This is a genomic window from Frankia sp. CeTa3Moorea, from assembly GCF_978021225.1.
The window spans coordinates 1-17,304 of sequence record NZ_CDXDOR010000002.1 but is presented as its reverse complement, the minus strand read 5'-3'; the positions used below and the strand labels follow the sequence as shown (position 1 = coordinate 17,304).

Annotated in this window: 19 protein-coding genes; 8 read left to right on the top strand and 11 right to left on the bottom strand. The window is 71.7% G+C overall.

Annotated features, from left to right (window positions below):
* Window positions 1-60 precede the first annotated feature (60 nt).
* A complete protein-coding gene (locus AC08OV_RS00645) occupies window positions 61-807 on the top strand; it encodes an SDR family NAD(P)-dependent oxidoreductase (RefSeq protein ID WP_476619130.1) in 747 nt (248 codons plus the stop codon).
* Between the two features lie 16 nt (window positions 808-823).
* Here the strand turns inward: AC08OV_RS00645 and AC08OV_RS00640 are convergent, their stop codons facing one another.
* Together AC08OV_RS00640 and moeZ are read right to left on the bottom strand one after the other, a co-directional pair.
* Window positions 824-1,285 carry an MGMT family protein gene (locus tag AC08OV_RS00640; protein ID WP_476616174.1) on the bottom strand — a complete coding sequence of 154 codons (462 nt, stop codon included), beginning with the start codon at window positions 1,283-1,285 and terminating at the stop codon, window positions 824-826.
* Window positions 1,246-2,418: an adenylyltransferase/sulfurtransferase MoeZ gene (gene moeZ, locus AC08OV_RS00635; protein ID WP_476616173.1), complete on the bottom strand. Its 1,173-nt coding sequence runs from the start codon at window positions 2,416-2,418 to the stop codon at window positions 1,246-1,248. The genes AC08OV_RS00640 and moeZ overlap by 40 nt, the downstream gene beginning before the upstream one ends.
* Window positions 2,419-2,640: 222 nt before the next feature.
* Between moeZ and AC08OV_RS00630 the strand changes: the two genes are divergently transcribed.
* Window positions 2,641-2,814, top strand: coding sequence for a CsbD family protein (locus AC08OV_RS00630; RefSeq protein ID WP_462186501.1), 174 nt, complete (start codon window positions 2,641-2,643; stop codon window positions 2,812-2,814).
* Window positions 2,815-2,946: 132 nt separating this feature from the next.
* Here the strand turns inward: AC08OV_RS00630 and ku are convergent, their stop codons facing one another.
* Window positions 2,947-4,152, bottom strand: coding sequence for a non-homologous end joining protein Ku (ku, locus tag AC08OV_RS00625; protein WP_476615845.1), 1,206 nt, complete (start codon window positions 4,150-4,152; stop codon window positions 2,947-2,949).
* Window positions 4,153-4,572: 420 nt separating this feature from the next.
* On the opposite strand from ku, the gene AC08OV_RS00620 reads away from it, so the two are divergent.
* From AC08OV_RS00620 to AC08OV_RS00610, 3 genes are all read left to right on the top strand, one after another.
* A complete protein-coding gene (locus tag AC08OV_RS00620; RefSeq protein WP_462186503.1) occupies window positions 4,573-4,776 on the top strand; it encodes a hypothetical protein in 204 nt (67 codons plus the stop codon).
* A 162-nt stretch (window positions 4,777-4,938) separates the two neighbouring features.
* Window positions 4,939-5,628: a TetR/AcrR family transcriptional regulator gene (locus tag AC08OV_RS00615; protein ID WP_476592726.1), complete on the top strand. Its 690-nt coding sequence runs from the start codon at window positions 4,939-4,941 to the stop codon at window positions 5,626-5,628.
* Window positions 5,629-5,816: 188 nt separating this feature from the next.
* Window positions 5,817-6,044: a DUF3107 domain-containing protein gene (locus tag AC08OV_RS00610; RefSeq protein ID WP_476592727.1), complete on the top strand. Its 228-nt coding sequence runs from the start codon at window positions 5,817-5,819 to the stop codon at window positions 6,042-6,044.
* Window positions 6,045-6,128: 84 nt separating this feature from the next.
* On the opposite strand, the gene AC08OV_RS00605 is transcribed toward AC08OV_RS00610, so the two are convergent.
* Window positions 6,129-6,800 (bottom strand): ferritin-like fold-containing protein, encoded by a 672-nt coding sequence (locus AC08OV_RS00605; protein ID WP_476596039.1) that lies wholly within the window; start codon window positions 6,798-6,800, stop codon window positions 6,129-6,131.
* Window positions 6,801-7,265: 465 nt separating this feature from the next.
* On the opposite strand from AC08OV_RS00605, the gene AC08OV_RS00600 reads away from it, so the two are divergent.
* The gene (locus tag AC08OV_RS00600; protein ID WP_476619129.1) at window positions 7,266-8,945 is read left to right on the top strand and encodes a DEAD/DEAH box helicase; all 1,680 of its coding nucleotides are present in this window, start codon (window positions 7,266-7,268) and stop codon (window positions 8,943-8,945) included.
* Window positions 8,946-9,422: 477 nt separating this feature from the next.
* Here the strand turns inward: AC08OV_RS00600 and AC08OV_RS00595 are convergent, their stop codons facing one another.
* Together AC08OV_RS00595 and AC08OV_RS00590 are read right to left on the bottom strand one after the other, a co-directional pair.
* Entirely contained in the window at window positions 9,423-10,412 is a 990-nt protein-coding gene (locus AC08OV_RS00595) for a ParA family protein (RefSeq protein WP_476614631.1), read from the bottom strand.
* Window positions 10,413-10,587: 175 nt separating this feature from the next.
* Window positions 10,588-10,950, bottom strand: coding sequence for an antibiotic biosynthesis monooxygenase family protein (locus AC08OV_RS00590; RefSeq protein WP_476614632.1), 363 nt, complete (start codon window positions 10,948-10,950; stop codon window positions 10,588-10,590).
* A 53-nt stretch (window positions 10,951-11,003) separates the two neighbouring features.
* Here AC08OV_RS00590 and AC08OV_RS00585 point away from each other — a divergent pair, with 53 nt between their 5' ends.
* Complete coding sequence (locus AC08OV_RS00585) at window positions 11,004-11,654, top strand: hypothetical protein (RefSeq protein WP_476614633.1); 651 nt, start codon at window positions 11,004-11,006, stop codon at window positions 11,652-11,654.
* Here AC08OV_RS00585 and AC08OV_RS00580 read toward each other — a convergent pair.
* Complete coding sequence (locus AC08OV_RS00580; protein ID WP_476614634.1) at window positions 11,641-12,846, bottom strand: pyridoxal phosphate-dependent aminotransferase; 1,206 nt, start codon at window positions 12,844-12,846, stop codon at window positions 11,641-11,643. The genes AC08OV_RS00585 and AC08OV_RS00580 overlap by 14 nt on opposite strands.
* A 57-nt stretch (window positions 12,847-12,903) precedes the next feature.
* Window positions 12,904-13,749, bottom strand: coding sequence for a RecB family exonuclease (locus AC08OV_RS00575; protein WP_476614635.1), 846 nt, complete (start codon window positions 13,747-13,749; stop codon window positions 12,904-12,906).
* Window positions 13,750-14,133: 384 nt separating this feature from the next.
* On the opposite strand from AC08OV_RS00575, the gene AC08OV_RS00570 reads away from it, so the two are divergent.
* Entirely contained in the window at window positions 14,134-14,415 is a 282-nt protein-coding gene (locus AC08OV_RS00570) for a chorismate mutase (protein WP_476593745.1), read from the top strand.
* Window positions 14,416-14,483: 68 nt separating this feature from the next.
* Here the strand turns inward: AC08OV_RS00570 and AC08OV_RS00565 are convergent, their stop codons facing one another.
* From AC08OV_RS00565 to AC08OV_RS00555, 3 genes are all read right to left on the bottom strand, one after another.
* Window positions 14,484-15,077 carry a DUF1003 domain-containing protein gene (locus AC08OV_RS00565; RefSeq protein ID WP_476614636.1) on the bottom strand — a complete coding sequence of 198 codons (594 nt, stop codon included), beginning with the start codon at window positions 15,075-15,077 and terminating at the stop codon, window positions 14,484-14,486.
* Window positions 15,074-16,417, bottom strand: a complete 1,344-nt coding sequence (locus tag AC08OV_RS00560) for a magnesium transporter MgtE N-terminal domain-containing protein (protein WP_462188984.1) — start codon at window positions 16,415-16,417, stop codon at window positions 15,074-15,076. Before AC08OV_RS00560 ends, AC08OV_RS00565 begins: the two co-directional genes overlap by 4 nt.
* Before the next feature lie 193 nt (window positions 16,418-16,610).
* On the bottom strand, window positions 16,611-17,304 hold a 694-nt coding region (locus AC08OV_RS00555), incomplete at its 5' end, for a TerD family protein (protein ID WP_476619128.1).

Genomic DNA, 17,304 nt, shown 5'->3' with positions numbered 1-17,304 from the left:
ACCGGGACACTCGGGGGACCTCTCACGCGTGCGCGTCAGGACGTGGCAGTGTCCTCAGTCATGACCGAGTGCAGCGACAAGGTCGCGCTCCTGACCGGGGCGGGATCCGGCATCGGCGCCGCCTGCGCCCGCCGACTGGCGAGAGCGGGCGCCCGGGTCGTCGCCACCGACCTCGACGCGCGCGCTGTCAAGGAGGTGGTGGCGACGATCGAGGACGGTGGCGGGGAGGCGCTCGCCCTGGAGACGGACGTCACCGACCCCGACTCGCTCGAACGCGCCATCCAGGTCACCGTCGGCACCTTCGGACGGCTGGACCTGGCAGTGAACAACGCGGGAGTGAGCGCGGGGCGCGAGCCGGTGGAGACCACCCCGGCGCAGGACTGGCAGCGGGTGCTGGACGTCAACCTCTCCGGCGTCTTCTACAGCATGCGGGCCGAGATCACGGCGATGCTGCGCAACGGCGGAGGCTCGATCGTCAACATGGCCTCGGTGCTCGGGGTGGTCGGGTTCGCCGGGTCGGCGCCCTACGTCGCCGCGAAGCACGGGGTCATCGGGCTGACCAAGACGGCCGCCCTGGACTACGCCACCCGCGGCATCCGGGTGAACGCGGTGGCGCCGGGCTTCGTGGACACCCCGCTGCTGCACGCCAACGGCCGGCCGCGGCGCGGAGCCGCGCTGTTCTCGCCGATCAACCGACTGGGCACGGTCGACGAGGTGGCCGAGGTCGTCGTCTTCCTGCTGTCCGACCGGGCCTCCCTGGTCACGGGCAGCGTCTATCTGGCCGACGGCGGCATGGCCGCCCGCTGACCGGGCCCGCGGGCGGTCAGGCCGGAGAACCGTCCCACCGGGCCGCGGCGAGATCGACCCGGTCGCCTCCGGGGCGCAGCGGCGTCCGGTCGGCGACGAGCCGGCGCAGGGCCTCGACCGGTGCGGCCGGGTTCGGTTCCCCGGTCGCCCGGATCACCCGGTGCCAGGGCACCTCGTCGCCGAATCGGGACAGCACGGCTCCGACCGTGCGCCCCGACCCGGCGCCGACGTACTCGGCCACGTCGCCGTAGGTCATCACCTTGCCCGGCGGGATGCGCGCCACCGCGTCCAGCACCTCGAGGGCGTGCGGACCCGGCGCGCCGCCGAGCGAGATCCGGGTACCGAGCCCGGCGGAGAGGCTCGCCGGCGGCGCGTCACGCCGGGCCCGCTCATCCAGGCTCCCCGTGGCTCGTCCAGGCTCCGTGGCTCGTCCGGCGCTCAGTAGACCGGCAGCGACTTGTCGACCTGGGTCGCCCACGCGGTCACGCCACCCTGGACGTGCACGGCCGAGGAGAAGCCGGCGCCCTTCAGCGTGGCGAGCGCGTCGGCCGAGCGCACCCCGGATTTGCAGTAGACGACCACCCGACGGTCCTGCGGCAGTTCGGAGAGGTGCGCGGGCAGGTCCCCCTTGGGGATCAGGCGCGCGCCGGGGATCCGGACGATCTCCCACTCGGCCGGCTCACGGACGTCGACGAGCTCGATCGGCTCGTCGGCGTCCAGCCAGCTCTTGAGCTCGCCCGCGGTGATCGTCGAGCCGGCGGCGGCCAACTGCGCCTCCTCCGAGACCGCCCCACAGAACGCCTCGTAGTCGATCAGCTCGGTGATCGACGGATTCTTCCCGCACAACGGGCACTCCGGGTCCTTGCGAACCTTGATCGACCGATAGGTCATCTCCAGGGCGTCATACACCATCAGCCGACCGACCAGCGGATCGCCGATCCCGGTCAGCACCTTGATGGCCTCGGTGGTCTGGATGGAGGCGATGGAGGCGCACAGCACACCCAGCACCCCGCCCTCGGCGCAGGAGGGGACCATGCCGGGAGGCGGCGGCTCCGGGTAGAGGCAGCGGTAGCACGGTCCGTGCTTGGCCCAGAAGACGCTGGCCTGGCCGTCGAAGCGGTAGATCGAACCCCAGACGTAGGGCTTGCCGAGCAGCACCGCGGCGTCGTTGACCAGGTAGCGGGTGGCAAAGTTGTCCGTGCCGTCGACGATGAGGTCGTACCCGCTGAAGATCTCCATGACGTTGGAGGCGTCCAGCCGGGTCTCGTGCAGGACGACGTTCACGTACGGGTTGATGTTGCGAACCGAGTCGCGGGCCGACTCCGCCTTCGAGCGGCCGACGTCGGACTGGCCGTGGATGATCTGACGCTGCAGGTTCGACTCGTCGACGGTGTCGAACTCGACGATGCCCAGCGTCCCGACGCCGGCGGCGGCCAGGTACATCAGCGTCGGCGAGCCGAGGCCACCGGCACCGACCGCCAGCACCCTGGCGTTCTTCAGCCGCTTCTGGCCGTCCACGGCGACATCCGGAATGATCAGATGTCGAGAGTACCGGCGGATCTCATCGACGGTCAGCCCCTCGGCGGGGTTGACCAGGGGCGGAGGGGACACGCTTGCTCCTCGCGTTCGGTGTCGTCCTTCGACGATGCCACAGCGCGACGCGGCCTCGCCGGATTTAGGCCATCCGCCGGGAGGTCCCTCATCACGGGTGCATGTCGGGCATCGCGACGGTCAGCCCTTCAGTGCAGCGCACGGCATCCCCGGAGTGTTCCCGCGGCCGCCACGGGTAGACCTCTTCCGAACCGCCGCACATACAGTGAGGAGTTGAGTGCAGTGTCCTTCACTGACAAGGTCAGGAACAAGGTGCAGGAGCTCCGCGGGCGGACCAAGGAACAGGCCGGCAAGGCCACCGAGAACCGGGACCTGCAGGCGGAGGGCCGGGGAGAACGCGGCGTCGCCGACCTCAAGAACGCCGGGGAGAAGGCGAAGGACGCCTTCCGCCGCTGACCGCCCGGTACCCACCGGCCCCACGGCAACCAGCCCCACGGCATCTAACGGACCTGTTCCCCGCCGCCACCTGCCCCCGGCTCCCGCGCCGGGGCCGCTCCTCAGGTCGCACGGGGACCGCTCCTCAGGTCCTCAGGCGGATCGCCGCGTCGGGGGCGTCTTCGAGGTCGGCGTCCTTGAGGCCGTCCTCGAGGAGGTGGTCTTGGCCGCGGAGGTCTTGGCGGGCGGCGTCTTCGTGGCGTTCGTCTTCGCGGTGCTCTTCGTCGAGGACGGCGTCTTCCGGGCGGTCGACCTCGTGCCCGGGGCCGACGAGGCACCCTTGACCGAAGAGGTACGGCCGCCCCGCCGCCCATCGGACGCCTCGTCACCGGACGCCTCGTCGGACCCCTCGTCACCGGACGCCTGGCCGTCGGGCACCCTGTCGTCGGGCACCCTGTCGTCGGGCCCCTTGTCGTCGGGCACCCTGCCGGTGACCCCGGCCGCCGCGGGCCCCGCGTCACCACCTGCTATGGCCGCACCACCAGCCGCCACGGCCGCACCACCAGCCACGGCCGCTTCGCCGGGCCGTCCGGCGCGGGCGGCGGCGATGCTCGCGCGCAGCGCCGCCATGAGGTCGCCGACCGGCTCGCCGGCCAGCCCGCCCGGCGAGGCCACAACCTCGCGACCGGCGACCTTCGCGTCGATCACGGCCTGCAGGGCCTCACGGTAGTTGTCGGTGTACCTGGTGGGGTCGAAGTCGGCTGCCAGGGTGTGGATGAGCGAGGCGGCCACCGACAGCTCCTGCGGGCGCACCGCGATGTCCTCCTCGAGGAACGGAAAGTCCGGTTGCCGCACCTCGTCCGGCCAGACCATGGTCTCCAGGACGAAGACGCCGCCACGCACCCGGAGCGTCGCGAGCTGCTCGCGTTGCCGCAGGGCTATCTTCACCAGCGCGACACGGCCCGAGGCGGCCAGCGCGTCGCGAAGGAGAACGTAGGGTTTGGCGCCGGTGCGGTCGGGCTCGACGTAGTAGCTCTTCGCGAAGTAGATCGGGTCGACCTGCTCCAACGGGACGAACTCCAGCACGTCGATCGCCCGGGAGGTGGACAGCGGGAGATTCGCGAAGTCCTCGTCGGTGAGTACGACGGTCTCCCCGTCCGGCAGCTCGTAGCCCTTGGCAATGTCGGCGTAGTTGACCTCGTCCCCGTCGGCCTCCGCCACTCTCCGGTATCGGATACGAGACCCATCCGACCGTCTAACCTGGTGAAACGCGACATCCCGTTCCTGGGTCGCCGAGTAGAGCCTCACCGGGATGGACACCAGGCCGAAGGAGATCACGCCCTTCCAGGTCGCACGCATGTTCGCCCCTCACGTCACGTACCCCTATGGTGTCCCACCGGAGGCCCACGAGTAAGCCAGACAGGCGAAAAGCTTGAACCTATCAGCAGGCGAAAATCTCCAGGGCACCAGCCACCCTGGAGACACGCCGGAGAACACCGATGGCCGGCGGGGGATATATGTGCAGGAGGGCGGAACGTACCCAGGACGGGAAGCCTGGTGCGAGCGGGGCACGGAGCCGGGAACGGCGCGGGAGCCGGGAGTGGGATGAGTGACGGACACCACCGCCACGTCCGTGACGAGGCCGGCCCGGCCGATGGCGCGTGAGGACCACCCGTTCCGGGCACATCGCGATCCGGACCCTGGACAGGTTCGGATCGTCCATTTTCCGGCGCCCACCCCAGCGGGTCGCCGTAACGACGAGCGCAGGAGGACGTCCCCATGGGAGCACCCACCGACCTTCCGGCATCCGATCTCCCGATCGAGGCGCCCGACGCCGACGCCGTCGAGCAGGCCCGGGAGATACGTCCGGCCGACCCGGCGCCGCGCTGGCTACCTTCGGCACCACCCGTCGAGGCCGACGAGTACGACGTCGTCGAGCAGAGCATCGTGGTCGAGACCGACGAGGACGACGACTACCGCTGACGACGACTACCGCTGACCCGACTACCGCTGACCCGGCGCCACCCCGCGCGAGCGACGGGCAGGCCGGCTGGTTCCGTTTCGACGAACGCCGGCCGGTCGGACCCCGCGGGTACTGTTGACCGCATCAACCAGGAGGTGCGCCATCAGCCAGGAGGTGCGCCGGTGACCGCCGAGCCAGCCCCGCCCGACACACGACCGGGCAGGGCTCCCCGGCTCCCCCGCACCGCGCGCCGCTTCCAGCTTCTGGGAGCCGCCCGCGAGGTCTTCGTCGCCCAGGGCTACCACGCGGCGGCGATGGACGAGATCGCTGAGCGGGCCGGCGTCAGCAAACCGGTGCTGTACCAGCACTTCCCCGGCAAGCTCGAGCTCTATCTCGCGCTGCTCGACGAGCACGCCACCCAGCTGGTGACGAGCGTCCAGGACGCGCTCGCCTCCACCTCGGACAACCACGCGCGCATCGCCCGGTCCATCCGAGCGTACTTCGACTTCGTCAACGACCCCTCTGGGGCGCACCAGCTCGTGCTGGAGTCGGACCTGCGCAACGAGCCCGCGGTCCGTCAGCGCATCGAGACCGCCTTCGCCCAGTGCGTGCGGGCCATCGCCGCGACGATCGTCGCCGACACCGGGCTGCCCCAGGACGAGGCCGACCTGCTCGCGGTCGGGCTGGTCGGGCTGGCCGAGACGGCGTCGCGCTGGTGGCTGGTCCGCGGTGCCACCGTGGAAAAGGAACGGGCCATCGAGTCGATGGTGGAGCTGGCCTGGCGCGGCATCGGCGGCTACCCCCGCCAGGAGCACCGGGATGCCACGCGCACGAACACGGAGCCGCACGAGGAGGTGCCCCCCGCCGGCTGACGTCGTCCGGTGTACCGGGTGTACCGGGTGTACCGGGCGAGCGTTTGTCGGGTGAGCGGGTGTGCCCGGAGCGAACACGCCGCCCCTGCCGCGGTGGAGAAGTCCCGGAAGCCATAGTGTGGGCGGTGATTCAAGATCGGCGGCTCTCGTCCGCCGGCGGTAGGTCCGACGAAGGCGGAGGTCATCGGGTGGAGGTCAAGATCGGCGTCCGGCAGGTCAGTCGGGAGCTGGTGCTGGAGAGCAGCCAGTCCCCGGAGGCTGTCGCCGCGCTGGTGAATGAGGCGGTCAAGGCCGACAACGGGGTGCTGACCCTCGTCGACGACAAGGGCCGGCAGGTGATAGTGCCGATCGCGTCGCTGGCCTACGTGGAGATCGCCGCGACCACGACCCGACGGGTGGGCTTCGGCGCCGTCTAGGTCCCGGCCGACCACCGGCAGCGGGCCGGCGGCCGGCCCACCGGGGAGCCGACCGGCGTCGCCGCGCCGGTCGGCGGGCCCGGATCAGGCGGACAGGCCCAGCGACGCCATCCGCCGGCCATGCGCCGCCATGATGCGGTTGAAGATCGCCGCCAGCGCCTCCAGGTCGCCGACCCCGACCAACAGCCCGGTGAGCGCGTCGCGATCGACTCCGACCCGCTGGGCCTGCGTGAGCGCCTCACCGACGAGCCGACGGGCCCACAGCGCCAGCCGCCCGGCCACCGTCGGGTTGGCGCTGATCGCCGCGCGTACCCGCTCGACCGCGAAGGCTGCGTGCCCGGTGTCGTCGAGCACCTTCAGAACCAGTTCGCGCGACGGTGACGGAAGCCGCGCCGCGATCTCGCGATAGAAGTCCGCCGCGATGTTGTCCCCCACGTAGGCCTTCACGAGGCTCTCCAGCCAGTCGGCCGGAGCGGTCGAGTTGTGGAAGGCGGTCAGTGGCGCGATGAACGGGGCCATCGCGAGCTCCCGGTCGACGCCGAGCCGGTCCAGCTCGTCGCTGATGGCCTGGAAATGGGCGAACTCGGCGGCGGCCATCTTCGCCAGGGCGATCTTGTCGGCAACAGTCGGTGACATCCGCGCGTCGGTGGCCATGCGCTCGAAGGCGGTCAGCTCGCCGTAGGCGAGCAGGCCCAGTAGATCCACGGTCGCCTGATCCACGGTCGGCGCGGGTCCGGCATCCGGGGACGGGGGCACCCGATTGTCAAAGTCACCTACCTGACCGGGGGTGGTGATGGCGATGGGTGTCGCCGGGCCGGCCGGAGTCCGTGTCGTCTGTGCCACAGGCGCGATTCTGACACCCGCCGCAGTCGCTGTCGGCAAACACTCCTGCTAAGGAGCCCCCACCCGGGGTTACACCGGCTATACTGGGGAGTAGCCAGGGATCGTTATGTCACCTCGGCCGCCGTGTAGCAGGCGTCGCCTCGTCACCTGTGCATCCAGAGTTGCCATCGAGGGCACCGGGGCACATGATTTTCGGGTCGCGGGCGCCGCGCGGCTCACCGCGAGCGGGTTCAGCGTAGACACCGCTCAGAGAAGACCAGGAGCGTCCCGCTGTCCGTCACAGCTGAAGTACCCACGGATGATCTAACTCCCTACGAGCCACAAACCGCCCCCTCCACCCCCGGGTCCCCGGCGGCGCCGACCTTCGCGGAGCTCGGCGTGCGCGCCGAGACCGTCTCGGCGCTGACCGAAGCGGGCATCGTGCACGCTTTCCCCATCCAGGAGCTGACGCTCCCACTCGCCCTGGCCCGCAACGACATCATCGGGCAGGCCCGCACCGGCACCGGCAAGACCCTCGCGTTCGGCATCCCGGTGGTACAGACGGTGCTGGCGGCCGAGGAGGGTGCCGACGGCCGTCCACAGGCCCTCGTCGTGGTGCCCACCCGTGAGCTGTGCGTCCAGGTGACCGCGGACGTCACCCGCGCCAGCGCCCGCCGTGGCCTGCGGGTGCTGTCCGTCTACGGCGGGCGTGCCTACGAGCCGCAGTTGTCCGCGCTGCGCGCCGGCGTCGACATCGTCGTCGGCACGCCCGGCCGCCTGCTGGACCTCGCCCGCCAGCACGTGCTCGACCTGGCCGGCGTCGGCACCCTGGTGCTCGACGAGGCCGACGAGATGCTCGACCTCGGCTTTCTGCCGGACGTCGAGCGCATCATGTCGCAGCTGCCGACCGAGCGGCAGACGATGCTGTTCTCCGCGACCATGCCCGGCCCGGTCATCTCCCTGGCCCGGCGGTTCATGAAGCGGCCCGTGCACGTCCGCGCGGAACAGCCGGATGAGGGGCGCACGGTCCCGACCACCCGTCAGCACGTCTTCCGCGCCCACGCGCTGGACAAGATGGAGGTGCTGGCCCGGGTCCTGCAGGCCGGCGGCCGGGGGCTCGCCATGGTGTTCGTGCGGACCCGGCGCACCGCGGACAAGGTCGCCGAGGACCTCGCCAAGCGCGGTTTCGCGGCCGCGGCGGTGCACGGCGACCTGGGCCAAGGCCAGCGCGAGCAGGCGCTGCGCGCCTTCCGCTCCGGCAAGATCGACGTCCTGGTCGCCACCGACGTGGCCGCGCGGGGCATCGACATCAACGGTGTCACCCACGTGGTCAACTACCAGTGCCCCGAAGACGAGAACGTCTACCTGCACCGCATCGGCCGCACCGGTCGGGCGGGCGAGAGCGGGGTGGCCATCACCTTCGTCGACTGGGACGACCTGCCGCGGTGGACACTCGTCAACAAGGCACTCGCCCTGCCGTTCGACGGTCCGGTGGAGACCTATTCCACCTCTCCCCACCTGTACGAGGCGCTCGGCATCCCGGCGGGCGCGAAGGGCACCCTGCCGCACGCGGCGCGGACCCGCGCCGGGCTCGCGGCCGAGGACATCGAGGATCTCGGGGAGTCCGGCCGCGGCGGGCGCCGCGGCTCGCGGACCGGGCGTGACCAGGACCGTTCCGAGCCGGCGGCGGTGCCGACCCGGACTCGCGCCCGTCGGCGCACCCGCGGCGGTGGTGCGGCGGCCGCGGCCTCGGGGCTGGCCATCGCCGCGGACCCGGCGGACCCGGTCGACGAGGACGGCCGGAAGGCCGGCCCACCCGTGGTGGACGGTGCCGGGCAGACCGGGCTGGTCGAGTTCACCGGGACCGCCCCGCTCACCGACACCGACACGGACACCGACACCGACACCGCCCGCGTCGTCTCCGCCCTGGCCTCGGAGACGGGCGTCGAGGCCGAGGAGTCGCCCCGACGCCGGCACCGGCGTCGGGGCAACCGTGGCCGCGGCACGGGCACGATGCGGGAGGCCGGCGACGGTACCGAGGCCGCCGCCGACGCGCCGCCTCGAGCCGAGTCGGCCTGACACCCCGGCGGCCCCGCGTACCCGCGGGTGTCGCCGGCCCGCGGGTGTCGTCAGCCCGCGGGCCGAAAATGCAGACCCAACCGGACCCAGCTCAGCCGCCGGCACGAGGGACAGCGCACCAACGAGGGATGCCGGAGTCGGACCAGCGGTAGATGGACGCTCGGCGTCAGGACGCGCAGCGCGTGCCAGGCGCCGAGGGAGCTGGTCTGCCCGCATCGGGAGCAGCTGACGGTCAGGCTGGTGTTCGGCGGTGTCACGGGGCGAACGCCGCTGTACAACGCACGCTTTCCATGCGCGTCCCGACCCACCGTCGATCTCGCGCGGACCGGAGTGATCACGGGAGGTCGGGTGCCACGCGGACGCAGCCGGTCGAACCCGGCCGTCGCCCGGTCCTGCGCCCGGTCCTGCGCCTGTCCCGGCGCCTGCGTCCCGCCCGGCACCCGGCCGGGTGTCCACCCGAGCTCGTTCACCGTCGGCTCACACCCGCACCTCTCCGGCGCAGGCCGGTTCGCCGACCTGCGCCGGTGGGCGGGAATGGTCCCGCATGCCCACGGGCCGGCCGTCCCCCTCCCGAGGGCGTTGCCGCCGACCGGGCGAGGTGGTCCCCGGGCCGTCAACGGTTTCGGCGGCCTGCCCAACCGCGGTCCCGGCAGGGTCAGCGATGCCGGCGATGTCAGCGATGTCAGCGATGCCGGCGGCCGTGCCCACCCCCGCGACCCCGGCGATGGCCCGGGCATGCGACCGGTAGGCCTCGGCCCCCTTGGAGCGCCGTGCGGTCGTCAGGATGGACCGCCCCGTTCCCGGCGCCTCGGCGAAGCGCACCGAGCGGGCTACCGGCGGCGCCAGCACCGCGATGTCGTACCGGGCGGAGACGTCGGCGAGCACCGCCCGGCAGTGCGCCGTGCGACCGTCGAACAGGGTCGGCAGCACGCCGCGGACCCGCAGGCCGGGATTGGTCAGCCGCTGCACGTCGTGCACCGTGTCCAACAGCTGGCCCACGCCGCGGTGGGACAACGTCTCGCACTGCAGCGGCACGATGACCTCGTCCGCCGCCGTCAACCCGTTGATGGTGAGCACGCCCAGGGAGGGCGGGCAGTCGATGAGGATGAAGTCATACTCGTCGACAATCTCGGCGAGGGCGAGCCGCAGCGCGTGCTCCCGCCCGGTGCGTGACAGCAGCACCGCCTCACAACCCGCCAGCTCGATGGTCGCGGGCAGCAGATCGGTGCCGTCCGGTGTCCTGGTGATGATGATGCCGGCGGACAACCGTCCCAGCAGGACGTCGTGCACCGACAGTTCGAGGGCATCCGGATCCAGCCCGAGCGAAAAGGTCAGACATGCCTGTGGGTCGAGATCGACCAGCAGGACCCGACGGTCCAGCTCGCACAGCGCGGCACCGAGACTCGACACGGAGGTCGTCTTGGCAACGCCGCCCTTCTGATTCGCAACAGCGAGTACTCGGGCCACACCGATCAGTGTGGGGGCGTGGCCGATCCGTCACAACACTTGACGGGCGAAAATCTCGACGCGCCCCCGAGGCCACTCCGCAATCACCCTAAGTCGGGCACCGACCAACCATCCGCAACACCGGTAGATCCGGGCGTACCGCTCGTCTCATCCGGTGTGCGCCGCCGGGCGCGGGTCAGCGCGAGGCGGGGGCGGCAGTCTGCACCACCTCGAACGACCACAGCGTGGCCGCGGTGGCCGCGGGGGCACCCTGCCCCCCCGCCGGGGCCCCGTGGCCCGCGGGAGCGCCCTGACCAGCCGCAGCCTGCCGGTGGCCCTCGCCGAACGCCTGCGAGGACTGCCACTTCTGGAAGTCCTCCTCGCTACGCCAACGGGTGTAGACGAGGTAGGTGTCCGTGCCCTCGATCGGGCGCAGCAGCTCGAACCATTCGAACCCGTCGGCCTGCTCCACCATGCCGGCGCGGCCGGCGAACCGCTTCTCCAGGGTGTCTCGCAGCTCCGCGGGCACGGTCAATACGTTGATCTTAACAACACTCATGTCTTCAACCGTAGTGCGCGGGATCCATCACCGCGCCGCTAGAGTCCCCCGACGTGCCAGGTCTTCCCCGTGTCGCCGTCCTCGGTCTCAATGCCGCCGGAACCGCCGCGACGATCACACTCGCCGACGGTGGGCTGACCGTCACCGCGTTCTCCGACGGCCCCACGCCGCCGCCGTCCCTCGCCGAACTCGCCACGCACGGTCTGACTGACAGTGTCGTCGCCGTTACTCTTAATACGTTACGCCTGGTCGGAGCCGCCACGCACGGTCCGCCTTTTGAGGTGCACGGCGGTCCCCACCCGGGTAACGAGGCACGCCCGGGTGACGAAGCCCACCCACGCGGCGTTTTCGAGGCCGTGGTGCTCACCGGCCCGGCGGCGCGGCTGGGTCCGGCCGGGACGGGCTCGGCCCGTTTCGGCGAGGTCTTCGATCTCGAGGTTCCCTGGCTGTTCCATGTCGCGGGTCCCGCGCAGCTCGCGGCTGCCCAGGCCCGGTGGATCGGGGAATACCTGCGCGGGCGGTACACGCCGCCGTCGCCCGATGAGATGGCCGCTCGCCCGCGACTGGCCGGCCGATCGCTGCGCGGCGGGGCACACGGTCAGCTGGCAGCGCTGGACCGGGAGCTGCGCGCGGGGCATGCCCGGGCGGCCGAGGCCGGCTACCCGATGCCCCAGCCGCCTGGGACGACCCTCAACCCGGGGTAGCCGGGGTGAGACGGGCAAGCCGCTCCGCCGCGGACTCCAGGGTCGTGAGCTTCTTGGGGAAGCCGAACCGGATGATGTGGCGGCCATCCGCCGGGGCCGCGAAGAACGACGAGCCGGGAACGGTGGCGACCCCGATCCCGGTGACCAGCCGGCGGGCGAAGGCCACGTCGTCACCGGCCGGGTCGAGCGCGCGGGTGTCGCACATCACGTAGTACGCCCCGTCCGGTTCCCGGAAGGTGAAGCCGGTCCGGGCGAGGGCCGCGCAGAGCAGGTCCCGCCGTTCCCGGTACTGCCGGGCGAGATCGACGTAGTACGTCTCCGGCAGGTTCATCGCCGCCACCCCGCCGGCCTGTAACGGTGCCGCCGCCCCGACGGTGAGGAAATCGTGCACCTTGCGGATCGCCGAGGTGTAGGCGGCGGGCGCGATCGTCCAGCCGACCCGCCAGCCGGTCACCGCGTAGGTCTTGGACAGCGCGTTGATGGTGACGGCGCGGTCCTCTAACCCGGGAACGGTGGCCGGCGGGATGTGGCCGCCCGGGCCCAGGTAGTGGATGTGCTCGTAGATCTCGTCGGTGAACACGAGCGCGTCGTGGCGCTGGCAGAGCTCGGCGACGAGGTCCAGCTCGGCGCGGCGCAGCACCTTGCCGGTCGGGTTGTGCGGGGTGTTCAGCACGATGGCGCGGGTGCGGTCGGAGAACGCCGCACGCAGCTCCGCCTCGTCGATCGTCCAGTCCGGGGCATGCAGGCGGACGAGCTTCGGCCGGGCGCCGGAGAGGATCGCATCCGGGCCGTAGTTCTCGTAGAACGGCTCGAACATGATCACTTCGTCGCCGGGGTCGACCAGCGCGAGCATCGTCGCGATCATCGCCTCGGTGGAGCCGCAGGTCACGCAGATCTCGGTGCCGGGGTCAACCGACCAGCCCGGGTAGGTTTCGGCCACCTTCGCGGCAACGGCGGCGCGGAACTCCGCGGCTCCCCACGTGATGGCGTACTGGTTCACGTCCGCGTCGATGGCGGCCTTGGCCGCCTCCTTGAGCTGCGGCGGGCAGGCGAAGTCGGGGAAGCCCTGCGCGAGGTTCACGGCGTCGTGCGCGAGAGCGAGCCGGGTCATCTCCCGGATCACCGATTCGGTGAAGGTCGCGGCCTTCGCGGAGACCCGCGGCCGGGCAGGCGCGGCGGTCTGGTCGGGCATCGTTTCATGATGGCCCCTCTCCCGGCCCGGTGTCCGGCGGCCCGGTATGCCGGCGCCTCAGCCCTCGTCGTCCTCGTCGCCGAGGGCGTCCCAGGGCTGGCGTTCGGGGCCAGCCGCCTGCCCCTCGGGGCAGTGGCTCCGGAAATCGCACCACGAGCACAGGGGGCCGGGGCTCGGCGGGAACGCCCGTTGCGGATCCTCACCCGCCCGCAGGGCCTCCGTCGCGCGCACGGCGTCCGCCGCGACCGACTCCGCCCGCCGCACGTGCCGGGCGATGCTCGCCTCGGTGTGCTCGGCGGCCGCGACCCGCCCACTGGGCACGTGGTGCAGCTCGACCCGCCGGCATGGTTGGCGCAGCATCCGCCCGGCGGCCAGGGCGTAGAGCGCGAGCGCCGGGGACGATCGCGCGTCGTCGTCGGTGATCGGCCGGCGTCCGGTCTTGTAGTCGACGACGATCAACTCCCCGTCTCGGTCGTCAAGACGGTCCACCCGCCCGGAGAAGGCCAGTGCCTCGGTACGGGCCGCGACCGAGCGCTCGACCCCGCGCGGCTCGGCCGCCGGATCGAGGTGCGCGACATAGTCATGCGCCATCCGCGCGCCGCGCTCGCGCCACCGGTACGACTGCTCACCGTCCCGGAAACCTTCGTCGACCCACAGCAACCGCAACAGCGCCGCGGCCCGCTGCGGGGCCCGTTGCTCGATCGGCTCCTCCCACCAGCGTCGCAGCGCGTTGTGCACGCTGACACCGAAGGAGGTGTGCGCCCAGGGCGGCCCCTTGGGCGGCCGCGGCCGGTCCAGATACGTCATCCGGTACCGGCGGGGGCAGTCCTCGAAGGCGGCCAGCCGCGACGGCGTGCAGGAAAAAAGCCGGCGGGGCATGCCGGTGAGCTCGAGTTGCGCCATTATCCGATGGTCTCACCGGCCTCGCCTCGGTTACCGGACGCCTGATCGGGCGGCGTCGCCGCCCGCGTCAAGGTGAGGGATCAGTCAAGGTGAGGGACCAGTCGGGGTGGGGTTACCCAAGAGTCGGGGTGGATGGCTACCCAAGAGATCAGGCGCCTGGACGAATCGGCACGCGGCTGGCATGCTCTTGCCATGCAGTGCAGTCGATTCACGTGCCGCCGACTCGCAGGTCACGGCACGTCGCTGCGGCTGTTTTATGGGGACCGGGCACGGTCCCCGCTCCGCCGCTGATCTCACGCGGCACAAGCGCCAGACCCAGGCCCGGTCCGCCTCCGGGTCGTCTCAGCCTGGGGTGCGCCGGGCCTCCGACCGAAAGGCCCACTTGTGGAGAACGTCGTCGATGCCCCCAGCACCGCGCCGGCCATCGCCTCGATCGACGAGGGACGACAGCTCATCGATGACATCGATGCTCAGCTGCGTGATCTCGTCGCAACCCGGCGGGACCTGTCCCAGCAGATCCAGGCGCTGCGCTCGGCCGAGGGCGGGCCTCGCATCCAGCACGCCCGGGAGAACGAGATCATCGCGATCTGGGCGGACGAGCTGGGGCCTCGCGGGGTCGAGATCGCGATGGCGGTGCTGACGCTCTGTCGCGGTACCGTGCGGTAGGCACCCGGGCACCCGCCGGTGCGGCGCGCGGCCGCCGTTCGCACCAGCCCACCGCACCGGCCCGGTCATCACGGCGGACGTAACGAACGCTCGCTCTCCCGCCGTCGGCGCTCTCGGCGTTCCCGATCGCGTTCCCGCTCCCGGTCCTTCGCCCGGTCACCGTCCGGCCCCTCCAGCTCCGCGAGCAACCCCCGCAGTTCCGAACGCAGGAAGTCCCGGGTGGCGAGCTCGCCGATCGTGATGCGCATCGCGGCCAGTTCGCGGGCGAGGTATTCGGTGTCCTCGCGGTTACGGATGGTCTGCTCGCGGTCCTGGGCAAGGTTCGCGCGGTCCCGGTCGTCCTGGCGGTTCTGCGCCAGCAGGATGAGCGGTGCCGCGTACGCGGCCTGCAGCGACAGGACCAACGTCAGAAAGATGAACGGGAAATTGTCAAACCGGGCGGACTGCGGGGCGATGATGTTGTAGGCGACCCACAGCACAATCACGACGCTCTGCGCAACGAGGTACCGGGCCGTGCCGATGAAACGCGCCACCCGCTCCGCGATTCGCCCGAAGGCGTCCGGCTCGTAGGCGGAGCGCAGGGCGGACCGCCGGGACAGCCGCGGCTGATCGAGGCGGGCGCCTCGCGGCCGACGGCGTCCCAGGCGTCCCAGGCGTCTCATGGCGCGGCCGGGGAGCTGCCCACCTCGCCGCGGGAGCCTGGTTCCACGTCGCCCGCGGCGGGCGGGGTCAGTGCCCCGGGGGTCGCCCGCGCATCCACGTCCGCGTCGAGCTGTCGCTCCCGCCAGTTCGCGGGAAGCAGGTGGTCGAGCACATCGTCGACGGTGACGACGCCGACGAGCCGGCCGGCGCGGTCGAGAACCGGTGCCGCCACCAGGTTGTAGGACGCCAGATGACGGGTGACCTCGGCCAGCGGGGTCTCGGGCCGCAGCGAGGCGATGTCGACGTCGATCACGCCACCGACCAGGGTCGCCGGCGGCTCACGCAGCAGCCGCTGGAAATGGGCGAGACCGAGGTAGCGGCCGGTGGGCGTCTCGTAGGGCGGGCGCACCACGTAGACCTGCGCGGCAAGCGCCGGGGAAAGCTCGGGTTCGCGGATGCGGGCCAGCGCCTCGGCGACCGTCGCGTTCGGAGCGAGCACGACCGGCTCGCTGGTCATCATGCCGCCGGCCGTGTCGTCGGCGTAGAGCAGCAGACGACGCACGCCGGCGGCCTCGTCGGGCTCCATCAGCCGCAGGAGACGCTCCGCGTCGTCGGCGGGCAGCTCGCCCAGCAGGTCCGCCGCGTCGTCGGGGCCCATCGCCTCCAGCACGTCGGCGGCCCGCTCGTCGGCGAGTCCCCCGAGCAACTCGACCTGCTCGTCCTCCGGCAGCTCCTCGAGGACGTCGGCAAGCCGCTCGTCATCGAGGGCGGCAGCGACCTCCGCGCGCCGTTTCTCGGACAGGTCATGCAGCAGCGACGCGAGGTCGGCGGGCCGCAGCTTCTCGAACGCGGCGAGCAGGTTCGCGGCCCCCTGCCCCTCCTCGGGCAGCGAGAAGCCGGTGACCTCGTCCCAGGCGACCGTCTTCACCTCACCGCGCCGGCCCCGGCCGACCCGCACCGCCACCTGGTCGAGCACCCAGTCGCCGCCGCGAACCGGTTCGATCGCGGCATCGACGACGGTCACCTCGACGCCGGACGAGATGAGCGTCACCCGCCGGTCAAGCAGCTCGCCGAGCACCCGGGTCTCGTTCGGGCGCTGCTGGAAACGCCGCCAGCTCAGCCGGGCCGAGGACAGCACCACCGCGCCCGACTCCACCCCGGTGACCCGGCTCATCGGCACGAAGATCGGTCGGCGTTGGACCTCGACGGCCAGGCCCAGGACTCGGGGCGGCTCATGCCCGAGTCGCAGCGTCGCGATCACATCGCGCACCCTGCCGACCTGGTCGCCATTCGGGTCCAGGACAAGCAGGCCCGCCAGCCGGCGGCAGTAGACGCGGGACGGAGCCGGGCGGGAGATCATGCCCATCACCGGACGATGCCTGCGAAGCGCAACATACCGGCCCACGACGGCCCTGCAGACCTGTTCACGGCCGGAGGTTACCCGGCCCGGGACATCCCACAACCCGGAGAGGTCGGCCGGATCAACACCGCCGCGCGGGCCGCCGGCAAACCGCCCGGCGTTCCGGGGCCGGGGATCGGGCTACGGGCACTGCCTACAGGTACTGCCTCGACGGATTGACCATGGCGCGGACGGTCTTGCCGTCGTGGAACTCCCCGATCGCCGTCATCGACCAGGTGGGAGCCCCGCGGTCGCGCTGCACCCGGCACATCACCAGTCCGGTGGACGGCTTGGAGTCGGACAGGTCGAACCGGACGAGCTCCTGCCCGGTGAGATCGTCATACAACCGGCAGTAGGCGTTACGCACCTCGACGAAGGTCTGTCCCTGGAAACTGTTGACCGTGAAGATCAGGGTGACGACGTTCCCCGGCAGGGCGCCGAGATCGACCATGATCGTCTCATCGTCCCCTCCGCCATGGCCGGTCAGGTTGTCCCCAGAGTGGCGCACGGCTCCCCGGGCGCCCTTCTTGGACATGAACCAGACCTTGTCGACATCCTTGCCGCGCTCGTCGAACAGGATGCAGGACGCGTCGAGGTCGATCGACTTCCCGTGCTGGGCCGGATCCCACCCAAGGCCCAGCCGGACCCGGGTGAGCGGCGGCGCGCCGGTCTTCACCAACGAGACGCTCTGCCCCTTGGTGAGCGATACCCGCCCCTTGTCCAGGTTCACCCGGCCACCCTGCTGACCGGGCGCTCCCAGCGCGGGGGGCGGCGGACCCCATTGCTGACCACCCGGCTGCGGGCCCCACTGCTGCCCGGGCGGGGGCTGCGGTGTCCCCCACTGCGGC